Here is a 25,824-nt window from a genome sequence, read left to right on the forward strand (position 1 = left end):
AGCGGCCTGCCGATTTCGCCAAAATAGAAGCGAATTAGTCTCAGCTCCACGACTAGGGCCTTGGTTGCACTGTTCTAGAAATAGGACGCTAAACTAAATTTCGAACAACGAAGGAGTTGCATCCAATGAGCGATCGTCAAATACCCAAATGGTCTGAACTGCGCGAACTTCTACAGTTCCGCAGGCTCGAACTGGACCCGGTCGAGCGCAGGCTCGCCCAAGCATTCACCATTGCGGACCTCCGCGAAGGCGCCAGAAAAACCACGCCGCGAGCGGTGTTCAACTACACGGACGGTGCGGCCGAAGAGGAAATCACAATCGCCCGCTGCCGGCAGGCTTTCCGGGACATCGAATTCGTGCCCTCGGTTCTTCGCGACGTCTCGAGCCCTGATCCGACCACCCAGCTCTTCGGCAGGCCGTTGGCCTTCCCGCTCGTGCTCGCGCCGACGGGTTACACACGCATGATGCACAATGACGGCGAAAAGGCCGTGGCCCGGGTGGCTGCCCGGTACAACGTGCCGTACACCCTCTCCACCGTGGGAACGACAACGGTGGAGGATCTCGCCGAAGCCGCCCCCGACGGGAACAACTGGTTCCAGCTGTATGTGGCAAAGGACCGGGCGAAAACAGTCGAACTCATCGATCGGGTCATCGCGAGCGGCTACAAGGTGCTCATGGTGACTGTTGACACCCAAGTCGGAGGCTCAAGGGTGCGGGAACTCCGCGATGGGCTCACGATTCCGCCGGCACTTTCCGTCAAGACCTTTGCCGACATGGCGACCCACCCGAGCTGGTGGTTCGACAAGCTGACCACCCCGCCGATCGAGTTCGCCTCGCTCCGAGGATTCTCGGGTAACTCCGCGGAAGTCGCGGATCAGATATTCGACCCTGGGCTCACCTTCGAGGACATCGCCTGGCTTCGCAAAGTGTGGCCCCACAAACTCCTGATCAAGGGCATTCAAAGCGTGGCTGATGCCGAACATGTCGTGGAGCTTGGCTGCGACGGCGTCGTACTCTCCAACCACGGCGGGCGTCAGCTGGATCGGTCCCCGACGGTACTGCGCATTCTTCCGGTTGTCCGGGAGCGGCTGGGCTCCGATCCTGTCGTGCTGATCGACAGCGGCGTGATGTCCGGAAGCGACATACTGGCGGCCGTCGGCCTGGGCGCGGACGCGGCAATGGTCGGCCGGGCGTACCTGTACGGCCTGATGGCCGGAGGGGAACGAGGGGTGTCCCGCGCTCTGGAGATCCTCCGGGGCCAGTACGTCAGGTCCATGCAGCTGCTGGGGGTAAAGTCAACCGCAGGCGTGACCCGAGAACATGTCTCGTTTGTGGACTAACTTCGGTGCCGCCCACCGGCGTCGCGGTTCAGGTTCAGAGGAAACCAAGCTCCGCGCTGAACCGGCCCGCGCCCTCGGAAGCAAAGGCCGCCCACTCCGCGGGGGAACGCTGGTTCCAGCGCATGTCCGGGACCGAGATGCTGAGCGCGGCCACCACCGTTCCGCTGTGGTCCCGGATGGGGGCCGCCACGCAGGAGACGTCCGGGTTGGACTCCCCGGCTTCGAAGGCCACATCCGCGGCGCGGATCTGGTCAAGTTGATTCGCCAGCACGTGCGGCTCGGTGATGCTGCGGGCGGTGAGCTTGGCCAGGCCCTTGCGCAGCAGGCGGCTGCGGTCGGCTTCCGACAGATGTGCCAGCAGGACTTTGCCCACGGCCGTGCAGCTGGCGGGAACCCGCCCGCCCATCCGGGAGACCATCCGCACGGACTGGGTGCTGTCGACCTTGCAGACGTAGACGACGTCGGGTCCTTCAAGAATCCCGACATGCACCGTTTCATCGCACTGCCGGGCGACCGACTCCGCGACTCGCAGGCCAACGGAATGCAGGTCCAGCCGTTCGGCGAAGGCGTTGCCGAGCCGGAAGACGCTGAGCCCCAGGTGGTAGGTGGCGGTGGTGTCGTCCCGGCGGAGGTACCTACGCTCGGCCAGCGTAGTGAGGAGCTCGTGGACGGTGGTCCGGGGAAGCCCGGTCCGCTGAACGACTTCCGGAGCCGTCAATCCATGGCGGGCATCGAGAAAGAGTTCCAGAACATCGAGACTCCGAAGGACAGCGGGAGTCAGACGTGCCACAGCAATACCCTCTCTAGGCAACGGATTTTCCAGGACCGAAAGTCCATCCTACAGTGCGGGTTCGAAATTTCGCACAATGAACGCAAGCCGCCGCCACAAGCGGCTACGCAGAAGCTTGATACCCAGCCCGAAGCAGTCGATCCAAGGGGCGCAGGCCCCGGAAGGAATAGAGCCATGATCACAACACTCGAGCAGACCAACGACCAGATCGTAGCCGCTCACAACGCCTATGAGCAGGCCAAGGAGATCTCCCCACGCCAGCGGGCGGGCTGGTTGGCGGAAATGGCCTCCGCATTGGAAGCCAACGCTGACGAGTTGGTCGCCTTGGGGCGGCAGGAGACGCATCTTGACGAGGGCCGTCTCCGTTTCGAGCTGCGGCGGTCCGTATTCCAACTTCGGTTGTTCATGGATGAAATCATCCAGGGTGCACACCTTGACGCCACCATCGACCACGCCGATCCGTCATGGGGTATGGGTCCGAGACCCGACATTCGGCGATTCTCCGTCCCGCTCGGCGTCGTGGGCGTTTTTGGTGCCTCCAACTTCCCCTTCGCTTTCAGTGTGATGGGCGGGGACAGCGCTTCGGCGCTTGCGGCAGGATGTGCAGTAGTGCACAAGATCCATGAGGGGCACCTGCAGTTGGCTGTCCGGACCGGGGCGGTAGTTGAGGAAGCCCTCAAAAAAGGCGGGGCGCCTGCAGGTCTTTTCTCTACCGTCATAGGCCGCCAGGCGGCTGAAGCACTGGTTGACCATCCGCTGGTGAAGGCCATCGGGTTCACAGGCTCAACATCGGGCGGGCGTGCGCTTTTTGACCGGGCCTCCCGGCGTCCCACTCCCATTCCGTTCTACGGCGAACTCGGTAGCATCAATCCGGTCTTTGTCACCCAGCAGGCGTGGGGCGCACGGCGTGAGCAGATCCTGACGGGCTACGCCGCATCGTTCACCATGGGTATGGGCCAGTTCTGCACGAAGCCCGGCCTGCTGTTCGCCCCGATCGACGACGCCGACGACATTGCGGAGGTCCTCCACCAGGAGCTCGGCACAAAGCAGGTCAGCCCCCTGCTCAGCCCTAAGCTGCGGGAGGGATTCGACAAGGCGCTGAATGCCGTGCGTTCGACCCCGGGCGTTAACGTGCTGGTCGCCGGGGATGACTCTGAGGCGCCCCGGCCCACCGTACTTGTGACGACAGCGGACGAAGTCCGGCAACGGCCCGAAATCTTGGAGCAGGAGATGTTCGGGCCCGCGACGCTTGTGATCCGTTACAGCCCGGGGACCGATCTGGCTGAGCTTGCAGCCTCGCTGGACGGGCAGCTTACGGCCACCGTTCAGGCCGAACCCGAGGAGGACGTCAACGAATTGCTCGCAGTGCTGCGGGAGCGGTCCGGGCGCTTGCTCTGGAACGCCTGGCCCACCGGCGTGACCGTATCGTATGCGCAGCACCACGGCGGCCCCTACCCCGCTACCACGGCCACCACAACATCCGTCGGCACGGCAGCGATCGGTCGCTTTATGCGCCCCGTCGCTTACGATTCCTTCCCGGCCTCGCAGCTACCCGAACCGCTGCGGGACGACAATCCCTGGCGAATTCGCCGGCGGGTCGACGGCGTCTGGGAGTCCAGCGCTGAAAGCGAGGCAAGCAAATGAGCCACGCATCGTCGCAGCAGATCCTTCCCGTTGACGCGGAGGACGCGCTCCTCATCGGCCGGGTGTGGGACCCGGCCACTCAGGGCCCGCGGGTGGTTAGCGTCCGGGGGGAAGAGGTTTTCGATCTGACCCCCGAGGTCCGTACCGTTGCTGAACTCATGGAACATGAGAACCCGGCAGACAGGGCGCTCCTCGGAATGGGCACCCCGCGCTGGAAACTGGCGGAAATCGTGGCGGCATCCGTCCACAAGGACCGCAACCGGCCCCATCTGCTGGCACCCATCGATCTTCAGGTGATCAAGGCCTGCGGAGTGACGTTTGTTGAGAGCATGATCGAAAGGGTCATCGAAGAGCGGTGTGGCGGTGACTTCAACCGGGCCGCAGAAGTCCGTAAAACTGTCGCGGACGTCCTTGGGGGCAGCCTGAGCTCCCTCCGCCCGGGATCCGAACAGGCACAGGAGGCCAAGAAAGTACTGACGGCCCAGGGCATGTGGTCACAGTATCTGGAGGTCGGCCTCGGCCCGGACCCTGAGGTATTCACAAAAGCCCCCGTACTCTCCTCCGTTGGGTACGGAAACGGCATAGACATTCCCGGCTTTTCCTCCTGGAACAATCCGGAGCCCGAGCTGGTGCTCGTCCTCGACTCCGCCGGCCGGGTCATGGGCGCAACCCTGGGGAACGACGTGAATCTCCGGGATGTGGAGGGTCGCAGCGCCCTGCTGCTCGGCATGGCCAAGGACAACAACGCCTCCTGCGCCATAGGCCCATTTATCCGGCTATTCCACAACGACTTCACGCTGGAGTCCCTCCGCACGGAAGAAATCGAGCTCACGGTAGAAGGTCAGGACGGCTACCGGATGGAAGGCAGGAACAGTCTTGCCCGCATCAGCCGTCCCTTCGAGGAACTGATCAATGCAGCGCGCGGCAGGCACCATCAGTACCCGGACGGGTTCGCGCTCTTTACAGGAACGCTCTTCGCCCCCACCCAGGACCGCGACGCCGAAGGCCTAGGCTTCACGCACAAGGACGGTGATCTTGTCACGATCAGCAGCCCGCGGCTCGGCTCGCTCGTCAACCGGACCGAGCAAACTGAACAAATGCAACCCTGGACCTTCGGGATCACGGCCCTATTTGCTTACCTCGAGAGCATGAGGCCCGAGACCGCGTCACTGCAGCTGAAGTAGACGCGGGCGCCATGAAACGCAGCATCCCGCCAGTTCGGAAGTCAAATAAAAATCGCGTCCGCCCGTTAAATGGACCAGAGAGAAGATAATCGTGCCTTCCATCATTTCCATCCATACCCAGGACGTACGCTTCCCCACGTCCCTAGAGCTCGATGGCTCTGACGCCGTCAACGTTGACCCCGATTAATCGGCCGCCTACGCAGTCATCCGCACCGATGCGGGTGACGAGGGCCACGGCTTCGTCTTCAGCTGCGGCCGCGGCCGCGGCAACGAAATCCTCACCCACGCGATCGACGCCTATGCCAAGCTGCTCCTCGGCCGCGATATCGATGAACTCATCTACGACCTCGGCGGTGCCTCCAAGCGCCTCATCCATGATTCGCAGCTGCGCTGGCTGGGTCCGGAAAAGGGCGCGACGCAGATGGCCTGTGGTGCGCTCGTTAGTGCTCTCTGGGACATCCGCGCGCGGCGCGAAAAGAAGCCCCTGTGGCTCCTGCTTAGTGAAATGCCCGCCCGGGAGATCGTCGACGTCGTCGACTTCACCCACATCCGCGATGCCTTGAGCCCGGAGCAGGCGCTGGACATCCTGCTGGCCGGCGAGGACGGCAAAGCCGCCCGCATCGCGGCCCTCAGGGTGAACGGCTTTCCGGCGTACACGACGTCGCCAGGCTGGCTCGGGTACAGCGACGAGAAGCTAGTTCGGCTCAGCAAGGAAGCGGCTGCCGACGGGTTCTCCATGATCAAGCTCAAGGTGGACGGCGACATCAACGATGACCGCCGCCGGATGGCCCTGGCACGGCAGGCGGTCGGCGACCTGCCCATTGCTATCGACGCCAACCAGCGCTGGGAAGTCTCCGAAGCCATCGAGTGGGTCAACCAGCTCGCCGAGTTCAACCCCTACTGGGTTGAGGAGCCCACCAGCCGGAAATGTCCCGTTCACGGCATGGCAGATTCTAGCCACGTAGGGCAGAGACAATCCGGCTAACCAGGAACAACGCGTAGCAGCTAAAGGCGGAACGGCCGACACCAGGTGGTTGTGCCCCGAAGCATGACCGGCCGAACCCGCTGGGACGCCGAACGTGGCTCATCGCAGCCGGCGCGGGCGGGGCCGGCCGCCGCGGCCACGCACTCGGCTACGGGCTCCAGGCCGGGCTGCCCCTGCTGTACCAACGGTTCGGCCTCCCCCGCCCTGAACACTCACCCCAACGTCGGGCACGGCGCAGGACAGCCACAACGGAGCAGTCCGAATCGTCTGGTGCGCCGGCATGTAGTTGGCCCACACCGGCCAGGACCCGGGACAGTGAACTCCTTGGACTGGCACGGATAAGTACGACGATGCCGCTGACGGCCCTGCTAAATATCAGGAATCCAGTCCGGCAACTGGGAGTCGGACCTTCAGCGGACGAGGCCCGCGACGAGATTGATCGCTGTGGCCAGCACGATGGCTCCCAGCACGTAGGAAAGCAGGGCCTGGCGCAGGGCGGCATACCGTATGGCGTCGGTGGTCAGGTCGGTGTCGGAAACCTGAAATGTCATGCCGATGGTGAAGGAGAGGTACGCGAAGTCCGCGTACCTGGGCGGATTTTTCTTGTTGAAGTCCACTCCATCATTTGCCCGGTAGTAAAGGGTGGCATAGCGGAGTGTGAAAAGGGTGTGGACCAGGAGCCAAGAGAGGGCGACGCTGCCCAGAGCAACGCCAATGATGACCGATTTCGTTCCCCCTTCGGCGGAACCGGCATCCAGCAGGATGAGTGCGACGCCGCCGAAGCTGCCCATCGTGGCCGCCAGGACGAGAATATCGGAGGCGAACCGGCCGGGATCCTCGCGGAGTGCGTGGGCAGAGGTCTCCGACGCATCGAGGCGCCCTATCACGGACCACACCCAAACCAGGTAGATCAGCGACGCGGCCGCCCACCCGATGGCCGGGGCGTAGGCCCAGGAGCCCAAGAGCCCCACGGCAACGGCCACGGCCAGCCCTCCGCCTGCCATGACCGCCAGCCGAACCCGGGTGCTGTTGACGGGGGGCTGAAACTATGGTTACTCACGACCTGCGCGTCTCCGAATCCCTCAGGCGCACTCGATGACCCTTCGCATGCCTCCATTATCGGGGCACTTCAGCCCGCGGTGCTTGGAAAAACCGGGGAGCTGCTGGACATGGATCCCACGTCGTGACAGGAAGCAGGGAAGTCGCGGCGCCGTTTCCCCACCCCCAAGAACGGACAGCAGACGGAAGCGACGCCGCGGTTATTCATTCCCCGGCTTCGCTGTCTCGAAGGGTGACCCGGACACGACAGAAGTCAAGACCGATGAGTAACATTCTGCCCCGCGCCGGGGTCGACGTTCCCGAACCCGTCCGCCGGTTCGACGGCGTCCTGGAAATCCGTGTCCCCGTACCCGAGCAGGGATCCCCCGAGACACAGAAGGTGCCTATCGCTGGGACCTAGACCCGGAACCCACCATTCATGGCGGCCTTCACCCGGCGGTTTCCCGCACGCATGCGTGGCTACCTTGACGATCTCGAACAACGCAACGGAACCCCCTACCTGGAACTCGTGGCCATCACCCTCGCCAGAGTGCATTCCAAGTCCCTCGCTGCCCTGGCCACCGGAGCCGACACTATTGGGCTTCTCGATGCCGCAGAAATGGAGGCTCTGGAGCCCTGTAGGTTCCGCCATGCAGAAGGTGTTCAGGTGGACATCAGCGGCACAATTGAAGTCCTGGACGGACGCTGCGAACACGACTGATTGTGTCACTTTACCGCGCCGGCGGTAAGCCGATCCTCCAACGGACATTTTTGCGGGCGCAAGGGCTCGGACACGGCGTGCCCCAGGGTTAGGAGCAAAGACAGGCGTGGCTAGGGCAGCCGGTCCAGCCTTAGGAGTGTCTGCGGGGTGTGCCAGAGGACATTTTTCATCCATTGGCTTCCGAGTCCCCAGCCTTCGAGTACCTGAATCTGGTGGCTGTAGGAGTAGGGAATCGAAGGGAAATCCGTGCCGAAGACGACTTTGTGTGACAGTCCGGCAAGGGTGTCCTGGTATCCGGGCGGAATCGGGGCGACCTGTTCCATATAGGAGGTGCCGACCATTGTGGTGTCGAGGTAGACGTGAGGATTGTTTGCTGCAAGGTCGGCGTACTCCTGGTACTCCGGCAGGCCTGCGTGCGCGATGATGAGCACCAACGAGGGGTACCTTTTGATGAGTTCGCGGATGGGTTCGGGTCCGGTGTACTCTCCGGGGTGCGGACCGTTGCCGCAGTGGATAACGACCGGTGTAGCGGAGTCCTCGATGAGCTCCCAGGCGGGTGCAAGCTGAGGGTCCAAAGGTGAGAATCCTCCCACCTGAATGTGTACCTTGAAGATTCGAGCGCCTTGTTTCAAGCTGTGCGCGACGACGGTTTCCACGCCTGGCTCTGGGTAGAAAGTGGCAGAGTGGATGGCGTCAGCATGGGTCGAGGCGAATGCTGTTGAGTAGTCGTTGAGCCACTGCGCCATGCCGGGGCGGTGTGCATAGTTCAGCGTGGTGAATGCCTTCACTCCCATGTCTCGCAGCGTTCGCACCCGCTCCTCTTCCGAGTCCCGGTAGGTGATGGGCCAGGGCGGAGCCCCGCTGTCCGCAACGCGGTCAAAGAACACCCACACCTTCTCCAGCACCGTGAAAGGCATGAAATGCACATGCAGATCAATAATCCCCGGCAAGCCCAGGGAGTCGAGGTACGGGCGGACCTCCGCGTCTGAACGCGGTACAGGTGTTATAGCCAAGACGAATCTCCTACGTTCCACATCTCGTCAGCACTGGAGCATTGTCAACCCGATGAAGCTCGCCAGGGCAAGAGCCCTCCTGCGCAGGCGTGACAGACCTATTGCCCTGCTAAGCATATGCAGTGCCCTGCCAAGTACATGTGTAGAGAGCCGCTGCCATCGCTCAGGGCAGGCCGGGGCCATAGGAAATGGCGTGTCGATGTCCTTGACGATCGTCACGCCGCTCTGGACGAGGTAGAACATCTCGCGCCACAGCGCATCCTTGAAACGGCTGGCGACGTGGCACAGCGGACCGGGACGGGCTCGGCAGACAGCCGGGTACACAGGGGGTCCTGTGTACCCGGCCGAGGTCCGGATCCACCCGCGGGCGGATCCGGAGGCGGCTTACGCCGCCAGCGGCATCGCCTCATGGCGGGCCTCGACGACCAGCGACTGCCCGTCGACCGAGACGGCCACCTGGCCGCCGGACTGAAGGTCCGACGCCACGAACAGATCCGCGATCCGGTCGTCCAGCTCGCGCTGGATCACGCGGCGCATCGGCCGGGCTCCGTATTAGGGCTCGTAGCCGCGTTCGGCGATCCAGTCGACAGCCGCTTCGCTGACCTCGAGAGCGATGCCCTGGGACTGCAGGCGGGCTTCCGTCTGGTTCAGCATCAGCCGAACGATCCGGCGCAGCTGCCCCTGGTCCAGCTTGCGGAACAGGACGATCTCGTCGATGCGGTTGAGGAACTCCGGCCGCATCGTCTCCCGCAGCCGGCCCAGCACCCGATCCCGCAGCGCCTTCTCCGAGCCGAAGCCGTGGCCCTCGTCGGTCTTGGATACAAAAGCCATCGCGCCGCCCTTGCTGGCCAGGAACTCCGAGCCGAGGTTGGAGGTCATGATGATCACCGTGTTGCGGCCCACTTGGCCGTTTCTAAGCCACCGAACCGAGTAAAGCCGACGGCCCGCAGGGCTCCGGCGCTAACGACAAAACGTCCTTTATCGGCGCCAAGAAGCGGCGACAGGAGTGCCCGGCAATAGTGAGTCCTGGCCGTCAGTAGAGGACGCCTCGGACCAGTTCATGAATGGCACGCCCACACACGTGGACGGCCCTCCTGTCGCTTGCTCCACGAGGCGCATTTGACGTTTCCGCTTCCGCGCCTCAACATAAATGAATGGCATTCAATAGACGGCAGCACCCCCGCCGTCTGCCCAAGCCGGCGGTGCCCCGTACTTAGGAAAACGTTGTCCCCACCCGGACGTCGTTTCCATGCCGGTTCCGGTTCCAGCTGCTGCAACCCTGATGATCCTGGCGGAATGCCGCGCCGCTGGACCTGGCTGCTGGGGGCTTTTGCGCTCCGACTCCTTACCTGCCGCGGTGGGACGCCCGGGGCCTGGATGAGTTACACAGCTGGCGCCTGCCGCGCCATGTGCTGAAGCGGAACGAACCCTTCGACACTTGAATTCAATCGAACCAGCTGCACGTACGGTCAGTTGCCCGCCAGGGATTCCTTTGAACCCCACCAAACAGTCGACACGAGAAAGTCAGTCCCACATGCAAACAACTATCGACCTTCCCATCACGGTCACCGCAACCGACCGTTCCAGCATGGAACGCCAACTCGACGCCGCCGTCGAGGCCGCCTTGTCTCAAGCAATGCACGAAGGGCGACAGGGAATCCTGGTCACCCAACACGACCATGCCTCCTTCACAGTCGATCTCAGCGATGCAGTCCCGTTCGGGCTGACCCGCGAACATCAGGAATGGTAAAACACCGCCGACTGGGCTGACTTCTGAACGCTTGGAACGGCCAGCGCAACCGTCCGCGCACCCGAGGCGCGCCGTTTCCCGCCTACCGGGATCTAGGGCAAACCTGTGCACAGGTCAGCAGAGGGCGTGCCGCTCGAAGTAGCAGCGGACACTTCCGCGCACTATCAGTTGCCCTCGCTAGGAACGCACTAAGAGACCTGCGCCTGGAAGTCATGACGTCAACGTAGACCACTCGGGCATCGCGACTGCCAACGGGAAACCAGATGTACGCTCAGATCTTTTCGGGCTCCCGCAGGGTGAGGATTTCGGCTCCGTCGTGGGTGATGGCGATCGTGTGCTCGCTGTGTGCTGTCCTGCTCCCTGTCGCACTTCGGAGCGTCCACCCGTCGGCGTCGGTGATGAGTTCAGCAGTGTCGGCCATGACCCATGGCTCCAGCGCGAGCAGCAGCCCGGGTCGCAGTTTGTATCCTCGTCCGGGCCGTCCGGTGTTTGGAACGTGCGGGTCTTGGTGCATGGTCGATCCGATGCCATGACCCCCGAACTCCGTGTTGATCGGGTACCCCGCCTCCCTGAGGACGGAGCCGATGGCATGGGAGATGTCGCCGATGCGGGCTCCGGGTCCGGCAGCTGCTATCCCTGCGCTCAATGCGCGCTCGGTCGCGCTGATCATCGCCACGCTTTCCGGGGGCTTTGAGTCGCCCACGAGGAAGCTGATGGCAGAGTCCGCCGCGACTCCTCCGTTGGCGACAGCGAGGTCGAGTGTCAGCAGGTCCCCGTCGGCAAGCGTGTAGTCGTATGGCAGTCCGTGGAGCACGGCGTCATTAACGGCCGTGCAGATGTAATGTCCGAACGGCCCGCGCCCGAAGGATGGCTCGTAGTCCACGTAACAGGACAGGGCTCCAGCCTCCACGATCATGGTCTGGGCCCACCGGTCGATGTCCAGGAGGTTCGTGCCGACAGTACTGCGGCTCTTCAGTGTCTGCAGGATGTCAGCGACCAGGGCGCCAGTCTCTTTTGCTCGGGCCAGTTCGGCGGGGTTCAGGATCTCAATCATCCAATAACTATACCGGCCATATTATCCCGGTATAATCGGAGCTATGGTCAGATTGCCGCTCACATTCGAAGAGGTTGAGCGCGGACAGCGCCTCGGCGCCCTGTTGCGTCGCGCCCGGGGCGAGCGCTCTATGCTCGACATCGCGCTGGATGCGCGCGTCTCACCGGAGACCCTCCGGAAGATCGAGACGGGCCGCGTAGCGACCCCCGCCTTCCCGACCATCGCCGCGATCGCCGATGTCCTGGGGCTCTCCCTCGATGTGGTGTGGGCCGAGATCAATCAGCCCGAACGCGGCGTTGAACTGACCAGTTCCGATCACAAGCCAAGTGAGCGGTTAGCGTCGTAAGTCTCAATCCCGTAGTTGCGCCGGAGGCTTCGAGCAGAGAGAAAGCACGGGCGCGGGCGCTCACCCAATGCCCGGTTAGTGCAACTAGCACCGCCGCTCCGCACCAAGTTGAAAAACATCGGGGCACCCCGTTACGGATTGGCAGCTTAACAAAAGGGCCGTTTGGAATTCGATCATTGTTTAGGTGTCATGGGCGGAAATCACCTGAAGGTCTTCAGGCACGGTTGTCAGTGCCAAGATAGCCATATGACCCCGCGCCTCTTCGACCTCAGCTCCACCTGGCACCTTCCCGCCACCCCCGCAGCCGATTGGGCGGTCATCGCAGACATCGATATGAGCTGGCCCCACTGGTGGCCGCATTGCGGTTTCGCCGACCCTCATTGCTCGAACCATGGGAGCGGAAACGGCCGCATACCAGGCCGGCCACTCCAAGGTGTCGATGACGCGGAAGCACTACGCCGAGGAGTACAAGGAGGCGATCGACACGAGGGCGGTGCTGAGCGCGTTCGATGCAGCCAATCCGGAAGCGGAACCGCCCGTAGGAGTTAAGTCCGCCCCCGAACTCAATGTTGATAAGGATGAGTAAAGGGTGAGGCCACGGCCAAAAGTGCAAAGGGCCCCGACCTGTGGTAATAAAACCACAGGTCAGGGCATTCGAAGGGCCCCCTGTCGGATTCGAACCGACGACCCCCGCTTTACAAGAGCGGTGCTCTGGCCAACTGAGCTAAGGAGGCATTCCTGTGCCGCCAGGTACCCGTCCGCAAAAGGGCCGGCGCCTAGGCGCTAGATAAGGTTAGCCCACGGATGCCCGGTGGTAAAAACGGTGGCAAGAGCGCAGGCGGCTCAGCAACAGGAAGGCCCGGCCCGGAGTAAACCGGGCCGGGCCTTGAACAGCGTCCCTCAACAGCCTCCGGGAGTTGGACGGTTACTTCTTGGCGTCGACCGCGGCCTGCAGGTACTGATCGAACGGGGTCTTGGCGCTGTCGCCCGTGCCCCACTGCTTTCCTTCGACGAACACGGTGGGCGTGCCGGTCACGCCGATCACCGCGGCCTCCTGGGTGGTGTGCTTAACCCACGGGCGGTACGTCTTGTCATCCACGCACTGGTCGATGCTCTTGGCCCCGACGTCGGTGGCCATCTTCTTCAACTCGGTGTCGGACAGGCCCGCACTGCCTTCGGCCGGCTGCTTCGCGAACAGCAGGTCGACGAAGTCCGAGTACTTCTCCGGGGATTCATTCACCACGCAGGCTGCGGCGTTGGCCGCGCGCGAGGAGTAGTTGGTGGTGGACCGGCTGTCCAGGAATCCGAGCGGGCGGTATTCCACCGTGATCTTGCCGTCATTGCGCAGCTTGGTGAGGGTCTCGTTGTACTTCGCCTCGAAGTCCTTGCAGACGGGGCAGATGAAGTCGATATAGAGGACCACCTTGACCGGTTTGCCGGCCTCGGCCTCGGCGCCCGGTGCCGTGACCGGAGACGGCGGCGTGGCCGGCGCGGACGGCAGATCGGACAGCTTCACGGTTGCGGGATCGGTCTTGGCAACCCCAGTGTTCGCCAGCAGGGTGACGCCGCCGTGGACGTTGCCGTTGGCCGGGGTGGGCCCCTCGTCGGCCACCGGGGCGTTGTTCTTGATGTTGGAAGTGACAACCAACGCCACGATCACGATGATGGCGACGACGGCGGCAACAATTCCCCAGCCGATCAGCAGCTTATTGCGCTTCTCTTTTTTCAGCTGCGCCTCGCGGATCTCACGGGCTTTCTCGCGCGCCGCGGCAGTGCGCTCTGCCTTAGACTGTCGGGGTTCGTTTGCGGGGCTCATTGGTTCCTCGGGTCGTACGGCCAGGGACGGTCCACTCAGTGGCAACTTCATCATTTTAGGGGAGAAACCCGAGAACTTGCGCTTTCAAGTTTCCCTTCCGCCTGCCCAACGGACGAATAGCCCGGAAGATTCCGTGCGGCTAGGGTTGATGGAGAGCCACGAGCGACCCCAGGGGGCACCAATGGAAGCACCGGAAAGCGCCGACCATAGCGCGAAACACACCACCAAAGCAGGGCATACAGCGTCTGCCAGTGCGAAGAACAGTGACGCCAAAGGCACCGACGCGGCGGGCCATTTCGACTTCATCGTAGTGTCCAACCGGCTGCCCGTTGACCGCTGCTCCGCCGATGAGGCCGGCTGCGAGGACGGCTGGCGCCGCTCCCCCGGCGGACTCGTGACGGCCCTGGCTCCCATGATGACCAAGACCGACGGCGCCTGGGTGGGATGGCACGGGGCACCAGACGAGACCGTCGAGCCCTTCAGCCACGGCGGCATCGACCTCATCCCGGTCCAGCTGAGCACGAACGACATTGAATTGTTCTACGAGGGCTTCTCGAACGCCACCCTGTGGCCGCTGTACCACGACGTCATCGCCCCGCCGGAGTTCCACCGTGCCTGGTGGGACTCCTACCGGAGGGTCAACAGGCGGTTCGCGGACGCCGTCGTCCAGCACGCGGCCGAGGGCGCCACCGTCTGGGTGCAGGACTACCAGCTCCAGCTGGTCCCGAAAATGCTCCGGGAGGCTCGGCCGGACCTGAAGATCGGATTCTTCAACCACATCCCGTTCCCGCCGCCCGAAATCTTCGCGCAGCTCCCGTGGCGCCGAGCGATCATCGACGGCCTGCTGGGCGCGGACCTCGTGGGCTTCCAGCGCAGCAGCGACGCCGGGAACTTCATGCGCTCGGCCCGCCGCTTCCTGGGCGCCAGCGTCAAGCAGCAGCAGGTCCATGTGAAGGGCAACGACGGCGACACCACCCACATCGCCCGGGCCCAGGCGTTCCCCATTTCCATCGACGTCAAGCAGATCACCGAGCTGGCGCAGAGGCCGGACGTCGTTGAGCGGGCGCAGCAGATCCGCCGGGACCTCGGCAACCCCAAGACCATCCTGCTCGGCGTCGACCGGCTCGACTACACAAAGGGCATCCGGCACCGGCTCAAGGCCTACGAGGAACTGCTCCAGGACGGCAAGGTGACGGTGGAGGATGCGTCCCTGATCCAGGTGGCAAGCCCCAGCCGGGAACGCGTGGAACAGTACCGCCTGCTCCGTGAGGAGGTCGAGGGCACCGTGGGCCACATCAATGGCACCTACGACACCATGCAGAACACGGCCGTCCGTTACCTGCACCACAGCTACCCCATCGAGGAGATGGTGTCCCTATATCTGGCCGCGGACGTCATGCTGGTCACAGCCTTGCGCGACGGCATGAACCTCGTGGCCAAGGAATACGTCACGGCCCGGACGAATAACGACGGCGCGTTGGTACTGAGTGAGTTTGCCGGCGCCGCCGACCAGCTCAAGCAGGCCATGCTGATGAACCCGCACGACATCGACGGCCTCAAGGACACCATCATGAAGGCCGTCAATATGCAGCCGGCCGAGGCATCCCGCCGCATGCGGGCCATGCGCAAGCAGATCCTGGACCACGACGTCGACCTCTGGTCTTCCGACTTCCTGAAAGCCCTCGCCGAAAAGGTTGTACGCGATGACTCCTGACGCCACCGGCACCAACAATTCAGGCGCCAACGATTCAGGCACGGCCCCGCTCTCACTCCGCCCTGAACTGCTGGCTGCGGTGCGTCGTGTCGCCGGCACCGAGCACCTGCTCGTGGCGATGGACTTCGACGGGACCATGGCGCCGCTCGTGGACCACGCGGCCGACTCCCGTGCGCTCCCGCGCTCGGCGGCCGCCTTCGCGGGACTGGCGGAACTTCCACGGACGACGACGGCCCTCATCTCCGGCCGCGCGCTGGACAGCCTGCGCGCCGTCGCCTTCCCGCCGGAGAACACGCTGCTGATCGGCAGCCACGGCGCCGAGGTCTGGATGGGGCCGGGCTCCTCGCAGCTGCTGCTCGACGACGCCCAGCGGGAACTGTTGGCCGACGTCCGCAAGGAGCTTGAGGAGATCGCGGAGCAGGCACCCGGGACCCTTCTGGAGGACAAGCCGGCCGGCGTCGTCCTGCACACGCGGCTCGCGGCCGCCGATGTCGCTGAGGACGCTGTCGCCGCGGCGCGGGCAGTCCTGCAGGACCGTAGCGGCGTGTTCTTGAAGACCGGACACCGGGTCCTGGAAACGTCCGTGGTCAACGCTTCCAAGGGAGAGGGCATTGCCTTCCTGCGGCAGGCGGCCGGAGCCACAGCCGTGGTCTTCGCCGGAGACGACACCACCGACGAGGACGCCCTGGCCAGCCTCGTCCCGGGCGATCTCGGCGTAAAAGTGGGGCTCGATTTCACCCAGGCCGAGTTCCGGGTGGAGGCGCCGGTCCACATCTGCGAACTGCTCGAAGCCCTCCTGAGGGAGCGGACACGCGCAGTCGGGAACTAAGAGGTCGGGCACCGAGAAACGCCGGGAAAAGCAGCCGCCGCGGCGCCCGAGTGGGCAGCATCACCTGTGACATCCGTAACATTCTGGCCCAATTGCCACAAATCTGACATACTCTGTTTGTGATGTGGCGCACAACTACCGTGCGGCGTCATTGGATACTCCTCGGCTTCGGCCGAGGAGTATGCGCATGAGAAACCCAAAATTGAATTAACAACTGCATAAAATGACCATTCACTACGGATCGTCCGGCACGTACCTGCCGGTGAAGGGATTGATAACTGTGGCTACAGTTACTTTTGATAACGCAACACGTCTGTACCCGGGCACCGAAAAGCCCGCTGTCGACAAGCTCAACATCGACATCGCCGATGGCGAATTCCTGGTCCTCGTTGGACCCTCCGGCTGCGGAAAGTCGACCTCCCTGCGCATGCTTGCAGGTCTTGAGGATGTCAACTCCGGCCGCATCCTCATTGGCGATCGTGACGTCACCGACGTTCCGCCGAAGGACCGCGACATCGCCATGGTGTTCCAGAACTACGCCCTGTACCCGCACATGACCGTGGCGGACAACATGGGCTTCGCGCTGAAGATCGCCGGCGTCAGCAAGGAAGAGCGCGCCGAGCGCGTCCGTGAAGCTGCCAAGCTCCTCGACCTCGAGCCGTACCTCGACCGCAAGCCGAAAGCACTCTCCGGCGGCCAGCGCCAGCGTGTGGCCATGGGCCGCGCAATCGTGCGTAACCCGCAGGTCTTCCTCATGGACGAGCCGCTGTCCAACCTTGATGCCAAGCTGCGCGTGCAGACCCGCACCCAGATCGCGTCCCTGACCCGCCGCCTTGGCGTCACCACGGTCTACGTGACCCACGACCAGGTCGAGGCCATGACCATGGGCGACCGCGTCGCGGTGCTGAAGGACGGCCTGCTGATGCAGGTCGACACCCCGCGCAACCTCTACGACCGGCCGAAGAACGTCTTCGTGGCCGGCTTCATCGGCTCCCCCGCCATGAACTTGCTCGAACTCCCGGTTGTCGACGGCGGCGTGCAGTTCGGCGGAACCGTTTACCCGGTTCCGCGCGACGTCCTCGAAGAGGCCCACGGCCAGACCGTGACCCTCGGTTCCCGCCCGGAAGACCTTGAGACTGTTGCCCAGGGCGAAGGTCTCCAGGTTGAGGTCGACGTCGTCGAAGAACTCGGCGCCGACGCCTACGTCTACGGCCACACCACGCTGGACGGCCAGAGCCACGACATCGTGGCCCGCGTTGACGGCCGCCGCCCCCCGATGAAGGGTGAGTCCATCTGGGTCCGCCCGCAGTCGGGCCACGTGCACCTGTTCGACACCAAGACCGGCCTGCGCCTCGGCGACTAACCCACGGTGCAACCGACGGCGGTCCTCCCCAGTGGAGGGCCGCCGTCGGGCTTTAACTGCTCCGCTTTAGGCGGGACCTGCAAAATACGGAAGAATTGACTCATGACCGAGGAAACCCCATGACCGAGGAATACAGTGCCCAGTGGCACGACGAGCCCACTGACTACGGTCAGATCGGAAAATTACCCCGGTACGAAGCCGCCAGCGCCAATGACGAAAAGGCCTCGATGGCGTCCAGTTCGCTGAGCATCACGGCCGCCGCCACCGAGCCCGAGCTCCTGGACCTGCCCTGGCACATTGCCCTCGAGGACTGGCCGGCAGAGTATTTGGCAGCGCTCCCCCGCGGCATCTCGCGGCACATCGTGCGCTTCGCCCACCTCGGCGGTTCCGTCATCGCCATCAAGGAAACCTCGGAGCACGTGGCCCGCCACGAGTACCACATGCTGCGCAAGCTGGCCCGGCTGGACGTTCCCGGCGTGGAGCCGGTGGCCGTCATCACCGGACGCACCACCCCTGACGGCCGGCCACTGAACCCCGTGCTGGTCACCCGGCACCTGAAGTTCTCCATGCCCTACCGCGCGCTCTTCTCCCAGATGCTGCGCAAGGACACCCTGACCCGGCTCATCGACGCCCAGGCGCTGCTGCTGGTCCGGCTGCACCTGATCGGCTTCTACTGGGGCGACGTCTCGCTCTCCAACACCTTGTTCCGCCGCGACGCCGGCGCCTTCGCCGCCTACCTCGTAGATGCCGAGACCGGTGAGTTGTATCCGGATTTGTCCACCGGCCAGCGCGAGTACGACCTCGAAATCGCCCGCGTCAACATCGCCGGGGAACTCATGGACCTGCTCGACGGCGGCCTGATCGAGGAGAAGGTGGACCCGGTAGCCACCAGCGAGCTGATCATGGACAGCTACCGGCGGCTGTGGACCGAGCTGACGGCGAAGGAGTCGTTTGAGATTGGGGAACGCTGGCGCGTGGCCGCCCGCATCCGGCGGCTCAACGAGCTGGGTTTCGACGTCGAGGAATACGCGATCAAGACCACGCAGAACGGCTCCACCATCCAGCTCCAGCCCAAGGTCGTCGACGCCGGGCATCACCAGCGCCGGCTGCTGCGCCTGACCGGCCTGGACGCCCAGGAAAACCAGGCCCGCCGGCTCCTGAACGATATGGACTCCTTCCGGGCGGACAACAACCCGGGCATGGACGAGGAATACAGCGCGCACCTTTGGGTCAGCCAGATCTTCGAACCGATTGTGCGGGCCATCCCCCGCGATCTCTCCGGCAAGCTCGAACCGGCCGAGGCGGTACACGAGGTCCTGGAGCACCGCTGGTACATGTCCGAGAAAGAGAACCGGCACATCCCCCTGGCCGAGGCCGTCCAGTCGTACATTGACAACGAGCTCCGCCACCGCCGGGATGAGGCTGCCATCATGCTCAACCCGGACACTGGGTTGCTCAAGATCCTCGAGGTGGAGACTGAGGAATCACGCTACGGCGGCGACGAATCGATCGACGAATACCCCGACTCCGACGACTGAGCTTCGCGCCGGGCGCGTTGTGGCACGCCTGGTCTAAATCGCTTCAGCTAAATCGCCTTGCCGGGGTTCAGGATCCCGGCCGGGTCGAACAGCTCCTTGATCCGGCGCTGCAGTTCACGCACCGGTTCCTTCTGCTCCAGGCCCAGCCAACGCAGCTTGTACTGGCCGATCCCGTGTTCACCCGTGATGGTGCCACCCATGGCCAGTGCCACGGCAATGGACCTGTCCAGGGCGGCGCCGAGGCGCTCCATGGCATCGGGGTCCACGGCATTGTCCACCCGGTCGATCCAGAACGTGGGGTGCAGGTTTCCGTCGCCGGCATGGGCCACGACCTTTAGCTGGACCCGGTGCTCCGCCGCCATTGCCTCGAGCTCGGCCACGTAATCCACCAGCCGCGAACGCGGCACGGCCACGTCCTCGCCCACCCGGTATTCGTCGTCCACCTCGGTGCCGCGGCTGTTGCGGCGCAGCTCGACCAGCTGCTCTGCCTCAGCGTTGGCCTCCATGGTCACCACCGCTCCCCCGGCCGCCAGGACCGGTCGGATGGCCGCGGCCTCCGCTGCCGCGCCGAAGCCGTCGGTCTGGATCAGCAGCAGGGACGCCCCGCGCGCGGCCAGGTCCGAGCCGTGGACGTCGTCGAGCTGGGCGAGCGAGCCGCCGTCGAGCAGTTCCATGATGGCCGGCTGCACGCGGGCCTGGCCGACCGCGAGGACGCCGGCCGCGGCGCTGCGGAAATCCGGGTAGAAGGCGGCGATGGTGTGCACTTCTCGCGGCAGGTACTTCAGCCGCACGGTGACACCGACCACGATCCCCAGGGTTCCCTCCGAGCCGACGAACAGCCCGGTGAGGTCGTAGCCGGCGACGCCCTTGAAGGTCTGGTGACCGGTGTGGATGAGGGAACCGTCCGCGAGCACGACGTCGAGGGCCAGGACCGATTCCCGGGTCACCCCGTACTTCGCGCAGCGCAGGCCGCCCGCATTAGTGGCCACATTGCCGCCGACGGTCGACATCTTGAAGCTTGCAGGATCCGGGGCGAACATCAGCCCGTGCACGGCCGCGGCCGCGTTGAGGTCAGCGTTGATGACGCCGGGCTCCACGACGGCGGTCTCGTCATCCGGGTTGAGGTCCAGGATGCGGTTCATCCCCTCGAGCGTGAGCACCACGCAGCCCTCGCTCGCGTGGGCGCCCCCGGAGACTCCGGTGCCGGCCCCCCGCGCCACGAGCGCGACGCCGCGGGCGGCGCAGGCACGCACCGTTGCCTGCACATCGGCCACCGATTCGGCCCGGACCACGGCCAGCGGGAGCTGAAAATCCAGCACGGGAGCCTGGTCCACGGCATAGGCGGCCCGTGTGGCGGCGTCCGCGGCAATTTTCGCCGCGCCAAGGGAAGAGGTCAGCTCATCGATGATGCTGCGCATGCGATCTCCAGTTCGCTCGAATTCGAATCCCAGTCTAAGGGTGTGTGTCGGCGGTAATGCGGCTCATGGTTGTAAGCGCTTCCAACTACCGTGGGGCTCGTCCATTCAACGGTCGAAAGTCCCTCTAGAAAAATGACTGGAAGCGTTTTCACATTTTTGTCTCGGAGCCTTACGATGGCCATCATGTCCGTTGATTCAGTTCTTTTCTCCCCCGCCGAGCTGGCCGGCCCCCTGACCGGTCCGCTGACGCCGGTGCACGCCGCAGACCACATTCCCGGATGGTGGCGTACTGCCGTGATTTACCAGGTCTACCCGCGTTCGTTCCGGGACCTGAACGGCGACGGCATCGGCGATCTCGCCGGGATTACCGCCGAACTGCCGCGCCTTGCCGAACTGGACATCGACGCCGTCTGGCTGTCCCCGTTCTACCGCTCTCCGCAGCGTGACGCCGGCTACGACGTCAGTGACTACTGCGATGTCGACCCCCTGTTCGGCACGCTGGACGATTTCGCCGCCATGATGGCCGAGGCCACCCGGCTGGGGCTGCGGATGATCGTGGACCTCGTGCCCAACCACTGCTCGGACCAGCACCCGGCCTTCCAGGCCGCCCTGACCGCGCCCGCCGGCAGCCCGGAGCGGGACATGTTCATCTTCCGCGACGGCCGTGGAGCATTCGGTGAGGAACCGCCGAACAACTGGCAGTCCCACTTTGGCGGTTCCGCATGGACCCGGATCACCGAACCGGACGGCGCCCCGGGCCAGTGGTACCTGCACCTCTTCGACTCCTCCCAGCCCGATTTCAACTGGGACAACCGCGCCGTCCATGACGAATTCGAGCGGGTCCTGCGCTTTTGGCTGGACCGCGGCGTCTCCGGTTTCCGGGTTGACGTGGCGCACGCCCTCGTGAAGGCCCCCGGCCTGCCTGAGTGGGGCGGCCGCGCCGACGGCAGCAGCTCCGACGGCTTCCCCGGACGCGACGCTCCGATGTTTGGCCAGCCTGCCCTCCATGACATCTACCGCCAGTGGCGGCGGATTCTCGCCGAGTATGGCCCCGACCGGATTCTCTGTGCCGAGGCAAACGTTGACCCGCTCCCCCGGCTCGCCGACTGGGTCCGCCCGGACGAAATGCACCAAGCCTTCAACTTCCCTTACCTCCACGCGGGCCTGGACGTGCACCGCATGCGCCACGTCATCACCGAGGCACTGACGTCGCTGGACGCCGTCGCCGCTCCCAGCACCTGGGTGCTTTCCAACCACGACGTCGTCCGCCACGCCACCCGTTTCGGGTACAACGGCCAGGCGCCGCGCGACGGTGACGGAATCGGCATCTTGGATCCGCAGCCGGACGAGGACCTCGGACGATCCCGGGCGGCAGCGGCATCCATGTTCATGCTGGGGCTGCCAGGCGGGGCTTACCTCTACCAGGGTGAAGAACTCGGCCTCCCGGACGGGATCGACATCCCGGGCACCCAGCGCCAGGACCCCACTTTCGCCCGCACCGGCGGCGCGCGGCTGGGCCGCGACGGCTGCCGCGTCCCGCTGCCCTGGCGGGCCGGGGGACCCAACGCCGGATTCGGCCATGGGCAGGACCCCTGGCTGCCGCAGCCGGAAAGTTTCGCGCGGCTGGCACGGGATGTGCAGGCCGCTTCGGCGTCGTCGCACCTGAGCCTGTACAAGCGCATGCTGGAGCTGCGCCGCCGGCTGGACCTTGGCCGCGGCTCACTGTCCTGGTACGAGGACCTTTGCACGGACACGAGCCTTGCCTTCCTCAACGGCTCCACGCTGGTGCTGCTGAATGTGGGGTCCGAGCCCCTGCAACTGCCCGCCGGGCGCGTGCTGCTGCGCAGTTCAACGCCCCCTGAGGCAGGCTACGGCGCCGGGGACATGGACAGCGCCGGCGATCCGTTAAGCTCAGGTGAAACTGTTTGGCTGGAAATCTACATCGAGGACACGGAGGGCTAGGCATGCCCGGCATCAAGGACGTCGCGGAACGGGCCGGCCTCTCCATCGCTACCGTTTCGCGTGCCTTGAGCGGCAAGGGCAATGTCTCCCCGCGCAGCAGGGAGCGTGCCCGGACCGCCGCCGCCGAGCTCGGTTTCGTCGTGTCGTACCAGGCCTCCAGCCTGGCCTCCGGGCGGAACCACAACGTCGGCCTTGTTGTCCCTTCGATCCACCGGTGGTTTTTTTCCTCGGTGGTCGAAGGTGTCTCGGCCACCCTGCTGGATGCCGGCTACGACCTCACGCTGTACAACGTCAGCGAGGGCCGGGAGCGCCGCCACAGCGTGCTGAACGACTTCCTCCTGCGCAAACGCGTGGATGCCGTGATCGCCGTGTCCCTGGAGCTCTCCGCGGCCGAGATCGACCAGCTGCTGGCCATCCACCGTCCGATCGTGGGGATCGGCGGCCCGCTGCCTGGGGCCTCGACCATCCGCATCGATGACTCCGGCATCGCGGCGGCCGCCGCCCGCCACCTGATCCAGCTTGGTCACAGCAAAATCGCCCACATGACCGGTGATGCCGCCTATGAGCAGGACTTCCGCCTTCCCGGGACGCGCCAGGCGGGCTTCAAGAAGGCCATGCACGACGCCGGGCTGGCGGTCCGGCCGGAGTGGCAGGTCTCAGCCGATTTCACGATCCAGGGCGCCTATGCCAACGCCCGTAAGCTGCTCGGCAACTCACCGGAGCGTCCCACGGCCGTCTTTGCCGCCTCCGACGAGATGGCCATTGGCACGATCCTCGCTGCCCGGGATTTCGGCCTGCGCGTGCCGCAGGACCTCTCCGTCATCGGCATCGACGGCCATGAGCTTGGTGAGGTCTTCGGGCTGACCACGTTCGATCAGGACGCGAGGGGCCAGGGCGCGCTGGCCGTGCGGCGTTTGTTGGCCAGGCTCGATGGCGCAGGAGACACGGCGGCCGCGCACACCGAATACTCCACGCGCTTTGTCATCCGGTCCAGCACCGCTGTTCCGCCCGTGGACCAAGGACCGATCCGCTAGTTGCCGGCTATTTTCTCCGTGGCGGCGTTCCTGCCCAGTTCCTCGCTCCATTGCCTGGCCGTCTGCCCAGAACGGCCCGGAAAGCCGGGGAGGCCCCGCAGGTTCCGCGCCCCGGTCCTCCAAGCAACTGGGAAGCAACGCCTCGATGCAGCCAACAGGCCAAGCAAGCTCAGGCGCCGGGGCCGCCCATGAACCGAACAAACCGGTCCAGGACGCCGGGCCAGCCGGCGGCGTAGTCGGCCCGGGTCGCTGTGGGGTCCTCGGCCCCTTCCCAGCCGCTGTGAACCAGACGGAGCTCTGTTCCCTCGGCTACCGCCCTAAAGGCCACCCGGAGCTCAGTGGACCACATGGCAGTGGTACCAGGGTGCCAGCTGGCGTGGAAAGACAGTGGGGGCTGCCAGTCGTCAATGGATCCCCACACGGCGGTCCGGCCATCTTCAGCGGTCTCCATAATCAGGTTCTCCTCGAACTCCACGTAGGAGCCGACACCATAGACGCTGTGGTCCTCAAGCGGCCACCAGAGATGCGTATGTTCGGTGAATCCCACAAAGGCCCGGGCGACGGCCCCAGGGACCACAACGCTGACGACGACGGGCTCAAGCTCGTCCGCCGGATCAGGTTCCGGTGCGCCCGCCGGAGCATGGCTGAAGAGGTTGTCCATGGGCAACAACTCTACCTGCGCGGGCGGCTCCCGTTTGCTGGGACAGGATCTGCCAAGCCTCGGTCACTACGACACGGAAATCAATTCCCCCCCAACAACGAAGAGCCCGTTTCAGTGCTTTCTGCTTTCTGCTTTATGCCCAGGCTCCCGTAACGCGGTAGTAACGCTCGCGCTAGTAGCATCCCACCATTGGGGACAGCTGACTGATCGGGGGGATAGCAGTGAAGAACAACATGCCCAATTCGGGCGGATGTTCGGCGGAGACGCGAGAGCGCGACGGAAGGGCGGGGTGGGGTCCCGGCATAGGCGGTGGCGGCGGCGGTTCAAGCGGAGATGCGGTTCGTCAGTGGGTGATCGACTCTTTCAGCCAGGTCCCCGGTCGGCAAGCGTGGCCAGATCCCGGCCATGACCCGTGCCATAACGGACGACGCTCCTCTCGATGCTAGTGAGCGGTCTGCGCTCGTGGTGCGGATGCAGGCAGAGCCAAATGAGATAGCAACGCAACAACCTCAAGCCTTTGGCAAGGTACGCGAGGACCTAAAGCTGGTGACGCTGGATGTCCTCATCGAGAATTTCAGTAAGAGCCTGACGGGAAATGGCGCCAAGAATGAGGACGCCTGGCAGCAATTCTTCAAAGCCAACACATTCGCCTTGAAGCAGATTTTCGCTGCGCCCGTGGCCTTCTATGGGGAGCAGGTGCATGTACGATCACCGGACATGAAGGGTGCCGGCGGCCAAATCGCTGACTTTGTGTTGTTCAATACCTTGACCCGCAGCATGGTCCTTGTTGAGATCAAGACGCCATCGGCGGCGCTTGTCGCCAAAAATAAGTACCGCGGCGCATCCAGCGCGGAGGTCTACCCTCCCGACAAAGAGCTGTCCGGGGCCATTGCACAGCTCCAAGCACAGATGGAATCCGCCCGCACCGACTTTGATCAAATCGTCCGCCGCACTCCCGGGGCCGGCCCGCTCGATACAAAGGTCGTTACGGGAGCCGTAATAGCAGGAACACTCGGTTCCATGGACCAACTCCGGAAGGATTCCTTTGTGCGTTATCGCAACGGGCTCCATGGAATCGAGGTCATCACGTTCGATGAGGTGCTGGATCGGCTCCTCGCGCTGCAGACAATGCTCAAGGAAAGCGGCTATTCGTGGTTCGTGGGGAGTGTGAATCCCGGATGAGTGCCATGTCGCCGTCAGGGCGGCACTGGTAATGAGGATGAGGGAGCATCCCGGCAGGAACGCGCATGAGGTCAGGGCCGTCCGGCGGTCCTGGCGGGGTGTTCGTCGTTAAATGCGGGAGGACCCCCAACGTGGTTGGGGGTCCTCGACCTGAATGGTTGTCCGGCGGTGACCTACTCTCCCACACCCTCCCGGGTGCAGTACCATCGGCGCTGTGGGTCTTAGCTTCCGGGTTCGGGATGGGACCGGGCGTTTCCCCCACGCTATGACCGCCGTAACCCTGTGTCCGCACCCGCCGGCGCCCTGAGGGCGTGGGGGTGGGAAAACTATGGTGGTTACAACATGTGTGGTGTTGTTATGTTGTTGTGGTGTGTTCCTCAAGCAACGGGTTTGTTGTCTGGGAACCACATAGTGGACGCAAGCAGTCTTGTTTCTTTGTACC

Annotated in this window: 22 protein-coding genes, 1 tRNA gene, 1 rRNA gene and 2 pseudogenes; 16 read left to right on the forward strand and 10 right to left on the reverse strand. The window is 64.3% G+C overall.

Features of this window, described 5'->3' with window-relative positions:
- Positions 1 to 125: 125 nt before the first annotated feature.
- On the forward strand, positions 126 to 1,340 hold the full coding sequence (locus tag BLQ10_RS19585; protein ID WP_091564676.1) for an alpha-hydroxy acid oxidase: 1,215 nt from the start codon (positions 126 to 128) through the stop codon (positions 1,338 to 1,340).
- A gap of 34 nt (positions 1,341 to 1,374) precedes the next feature.
- On the opposite strand, the gene BLQ10_RS19590 is transcribed toward BLQ10_RS19585, so the two are convergent.
- Positions 1,375 to 2,130, reverse strand: coding sequence for an IclR family transcriptional regulator (locus tag BLQ10_RS19590; protein ID WP_091564677.1), 756 nt, complete (start codon positions 2,128 to 2,130; stop codon positions 1,375 to 1,377).
- A 174-nt stretch (positions 2,131 to 2,304) separates the two neighbouring features.
- Between BLQ10_RS19590 and BLQ10_RS19595 the strand changes: the two genes are divergently transcribed.
- The 3 genes and pseudogenes from BLQ10_RS19595 to BLQ10_RS19605 all read left to right on the forward strand — a co-directional run bounded on the left by BLQ10_RS19595 (position 2,305) and on the right by BLQ10_RS19605 (position 5,943).
- The gene (locus tag BLQ10_RS19595) at positions 2,305 to 3,774 is read left to right on the forward strand and encodes an aldehyde dehydrogenase (NADP(+)) (protein WP_091564678.1); all 1,470 of its coding nucleotides are present in this window, start codon (positions 2,305 to 2,307) and stop codon (positions 3,772 to 3,774) included.
- Positions 3,771 to 4,958: a fumarylacetoacetate hydrolase family protein gene (locus tag BLQ10_RS19600; protein ID WP_091564679.1), complete on the forward strand. Its 1,188-nt coding sequence runs from the start codon at positions 3,771 to 3,773 to the stop codon at positions 4,956 to 4,958. Before BLQ10_RS19595 ends, BLQ10_RS19600 begins: the two co-directional genes overlap by 4 nt.
- A 91-nt stretch (positions 4,959 to 5,049) precedes the next feature.
- A pseudogene (locus BLQ10_RS19605) lies at positions 5,050 to 5,943 on the forward strand (enolase C-terminal domain-like protein).
- Positions 5,944 to 6,353: 410 nt separating this feature from the next.
- Here the strand turns inward: BLQ10_RS19605 and BLQ10_RS19610 are convergent.
- Positions 6,354 to 6,947 (reverse strand): DUF1345 domain-containing protein, encoded by a 594-nt coding sequence (locus BLQ10_RS19610; protein ID WP_091564680.1) that lies wholly within the window; start codon positions 6,945 to 6,947, stop codon positions 6,354 to 6,356.
- Between the two features lie 317 nt (positions 6,948 to 7,264).
- Between BLQ10_RS19610 and BLQ10_RS22495 the strand changes: the two genes are divergently transcribed.
- Together BLQ10_RS22495 and BLQ10_RS19615 are read left to right on the forward strand one after the other, a co-directional pair.
- On the forward strand, positions 7,265 to 7,402 hold the full coding sequence (locus BLQ10_RS22495; protein ID WP_175558702.1) for a hypothetical protein: 138 nt from the start codon (positions 7,265 to 7,267) through the stop codon (positions 7,400 to 7,402).
- An 18-nt stretch (positions 7,403 to 7,420) separates the two neighbouring features.
- Positions 7,421 to 7,702, forward strand: coding sequence for a hypothetical protein (locus tag BLQ10_RS19615; protein ID WP_091564681.1), 282 nt, complete (start codon positions 7,421 to 7,423; stop codon positions 7,700 to 7,702).
- Between the two features lie 110 nt (positions 7,703 to 7,812).
- On the opposite strand, the gene BLQ10_RS19620 is transcribed toward BLQ10_RS19615, so the two are convergent.
- Positions 7,813 to 8,715, reverse strand: coding sequence for an amidohydrolase family protein (locus BLQ10_RS19620; RefSeq protein ID WP_254785682.1), 903 nt, complete (start codon positions 8,713 to 8,715; stop codon positions 7,813 to 7,815).
- Positions 8,716 to 9,099: 384 nt separating this feature from the next.
- Positions 9,100 to 9,612 (reverse strand): annotated as a pseudogene (locus BLQ10_RS19630) (AAA family ATPase); the annotation flags it as partial.
- A gap of 637 nt (positions 9,613 to 10,249) precedes the next feature.
- Here BLQ10_RS19630 and BLQ10_RS19635 point away from each other — a divergent pair.
- Positions 10,250 to 10,465 (forward strand): hypothetical protein, encoded by a 216-nt coding sequence (locus BLQ10_RS19635; protein WP_254785683.1) that lies wholly within the window; start codon positions 10,250 to 10,252, stop codon positions 10,463 to 10,465.
- Positions 10,466 to 10,736: 271 nt separating this feature from the next.
- Here the strand turns inward: BLQ10_RS19635 and map are convergent, their stop codons facing one another.
- Positions 10,737 to 11,519 carry a type I methionyl aminopeptidase gene (map, locus tag BLQ10_RS19640; RefSeq protein WP_091564683.1) on the reverse strand — a complete coding sequence of 261 codons (783 nt, stop codon included), beginning with the start codon at positions 11,517 to 11,519 and terminating at the stop codon, positions 10,737 to 10,739.
- A gap of 43 nt (positions 11,520 to 11,562) precedes the next feature.
- Here map and BLQ10_RS19645 point away from each other — a divergent pair, with 43 nt between their 5' ends.
- Positions 11,563 to 11,865, forward strand: a complete 303-nt coding sequence (locus tag BLQ10_RS19645; RefSeq protein WP_091564684.1) for a helix-turn-helix domain-containing protein — start codon at positions 11,563 to 11,565, stop codon at positions 11,863 to 11,865.
- Between the two features lie 391 nt (positions 11,866 to 12,256).
- Positions 12,257 to 12,451: a hypothetical protein gene (locus BLQ10_RS19650; RefSeq protein WP_091564685.1), complete on the forward strand. Its 195-nt coding sequence runs from the start codon at positions 12,257 to 12,259 to the stop codon at positions 12,449 to 12,451.
- A gap of 74 nt (positions 12,452 to 12,525) precedes the next feature.
- Here the strand turns inward: BLQ10_RS19650 and BLQ10_RS19655 are convergent.
- Both BLQ10_RS19655 and BLQ10_RS19660 read right to left on the reverse strand, forming a co-directional pair.
- Positions 12,526 to 12,599: transfer RNA gene (locus BLQ10_RS19655), tRNA-Thr, on the reverse strand.
- Positions 12,600 to 12,790: 191 nt separating this feature from the next.
- Positions 12,791 to 13,681: a DsbA family protein gene (locus tag BLQ10_RS19660; RefSeq protein WP_091564686.1), complete on the reverse strand. Its 891-nt coding sequence runs from the start codon at positions 13,679 to 13,681 to the stop codon at positions 12,791 to 12,793.
- Positions 13,682 to 13,862: 181 nt separating this feature from the next.
- On the opposite strand from BLQ10_RS19660, the gene BLQ10_RS19665 reads away from it, so the two are divergent.
- The 4 genes from BLQ10_RS19665 to BLQ10_RS19680 all read left to right on the forward strand — a co-directional run bounded on the left by BLQ10_RS19665 (position 13,863) and on the right by BLQ10_RS19680 (position 19,125).
- Positions 13,863 to 15,395 (forward strand): alpha,alpha-trehalose-phosphate synthase (UDP-forming), encoded by a 1,533-nt coding sequence (locus tag BLQ10_RS19665; protein ID WP_091564687.1) that lies wholly within the window; start codon positions 13,863 to 13,865, stop codon positions 15,393 to 15,395.
- Positions 15,385 to 16,224, forward strand: a complete 840-nt coding sequence (otsB, locus tag BLQ10_RS19670) for a trehalose-phosphatase (RefSeq protein WP_091564688.1) — start codon at positions 15,385 to 15,387, stop codon at positions 16,222 to 16,224. Before BLQ10_RS19665 ends, otsB begins: the two co-directional genes overlap by 11 nt.
- Before the next feature lie 280 nt (positions 16,225 to 16,504).
- The gene (locus tag BLQ10_RS19675; RefSeq protein WP_091564703.1) at positions 16,505 to 17,587 is read left to right on the forward strand and encodes an ABC transporter ATP-binding protein; all 1,083 of its coding nucleotides are present in this window, start codon (positions 16,505 to 16,507) and stop codon (positions 17,585 to 17,587) included.
- 119 nt (positions 17,588 to 17,706) lie between these two features.
- The gene (locus tag BLQ10_RS19680; protein ID WP_091564689.1) at positions 17,707 to 19,125 is read left to right on the forward strand and encodes a DUF4032 domain-containing protein; all 1,419 of its coding nucleotides are present in this window, start codon (positions 17,707 to 17,709) and stop codon (positions 19,123 to 19,125) included.
- Between the two features lie 47 nt (positions 19,126 to 19,172).
- Here the strand turns inward: BLQ10_RS19680 and BLQ10_RS19685 are convergent, their stop codons facing one another.
- Entirely contained in the window at positions 19,173 to 20,543 is a 1,371-nt protein-coding gene (locus BLQ10_RS19685; protein WP_091564690.1) for an FAD-binding oxidoreductase, read from the reverse strand.
- 183 nt (positions 20,544 to 20,726) lie between these two features.
- Between BLQ10_RS19685 and BLQ10_RS19690 the strand changes: the two genes are divergently transcribed.
- On the forward strand, positions 20,727 to 22,505 hold the full coding sequence (locus BLQ10_RS19690; RefSeq protein WP_091564704.1) for a glycoside hydrolase family 13 protein: 1,779 nt from the start codon (positions 20,727 to 20,729) through the stop codon (positions 22,503 to 22,505).
- 2 nt (positions 22,506 to 22,507) lie between these two features.
- The gene (locus BLQ10_RS19695) at positions 22,508 to 23,539 is read left to right on the forward strand and encodes a LacI family DNA-binding transcriptional regulator (RefSeq protein WP_091564691.1); all 1,032 of its coding nucleotides are present in this window, start codon (positions 22,508 to 22,510) and stop codon (positions 23,537 to 23,539) included.
- 169 nt (positions 23,540 to 23,708) lie between these two features.
- Here the strand turns inward: BLQ10_RS19695 and BLQ10_RS19700 are convergent, their stop codons facing one another.
- The gene (locus BLQ10_RS19700) at positions 23,709 to 24,200 is read right to left on the reverse strand and encodes an SRPBCC domain-containing protein (RefSeq protein ID WP_091564692.1); all 492 of its coding nucleotides are present in this window, start codon (positions 24,198 to 24,200) and stop codon (positions 23,709 to 23,711) included.
- A gap of 405 nt (positions 24,201 to 24,605) precedes the next feature.
- Here BLQ10_RS19700 and BLQ10_RS19705 point away from each other — a divergent pair, with 405 nt between their 5' ends.
- Positions 24,606 to 25,382 carry a Shedu immune nuclease family protein gene (locus BLQ10_RS19705; RefSeq protein WP_091564693.1) on the forward strand — a complete coding sequence of 259 codons (777 nt, stop codon included), beginning with the start codon at positions 24,606 to 24,608 and terminating at the stop codon, positions 25,380 to 25,382.
- 160 nt (positions 25,383 to 25,542) lie between these two features.
- Here the strand turns inward: BLQ10_RS19705 and rrf are convergent.
- A 5S ribosomal RNA gene (gene rrf / locus BLQ10_RS19710) occupies positions 25,543 to 25,659 on the reverse strand.
- Positions 25,660 to 25,824: the final 165 nt, after the last annotated feature.

It is taken from the genome of Arthrobacter sp. ok362, from assembly GCF_900102785.1.
Classification (GTDB): Bacteria; Actinomycetota; Actinomycetes; order Actinomycetales; family Micrococcaceae; genus Arthrobacter.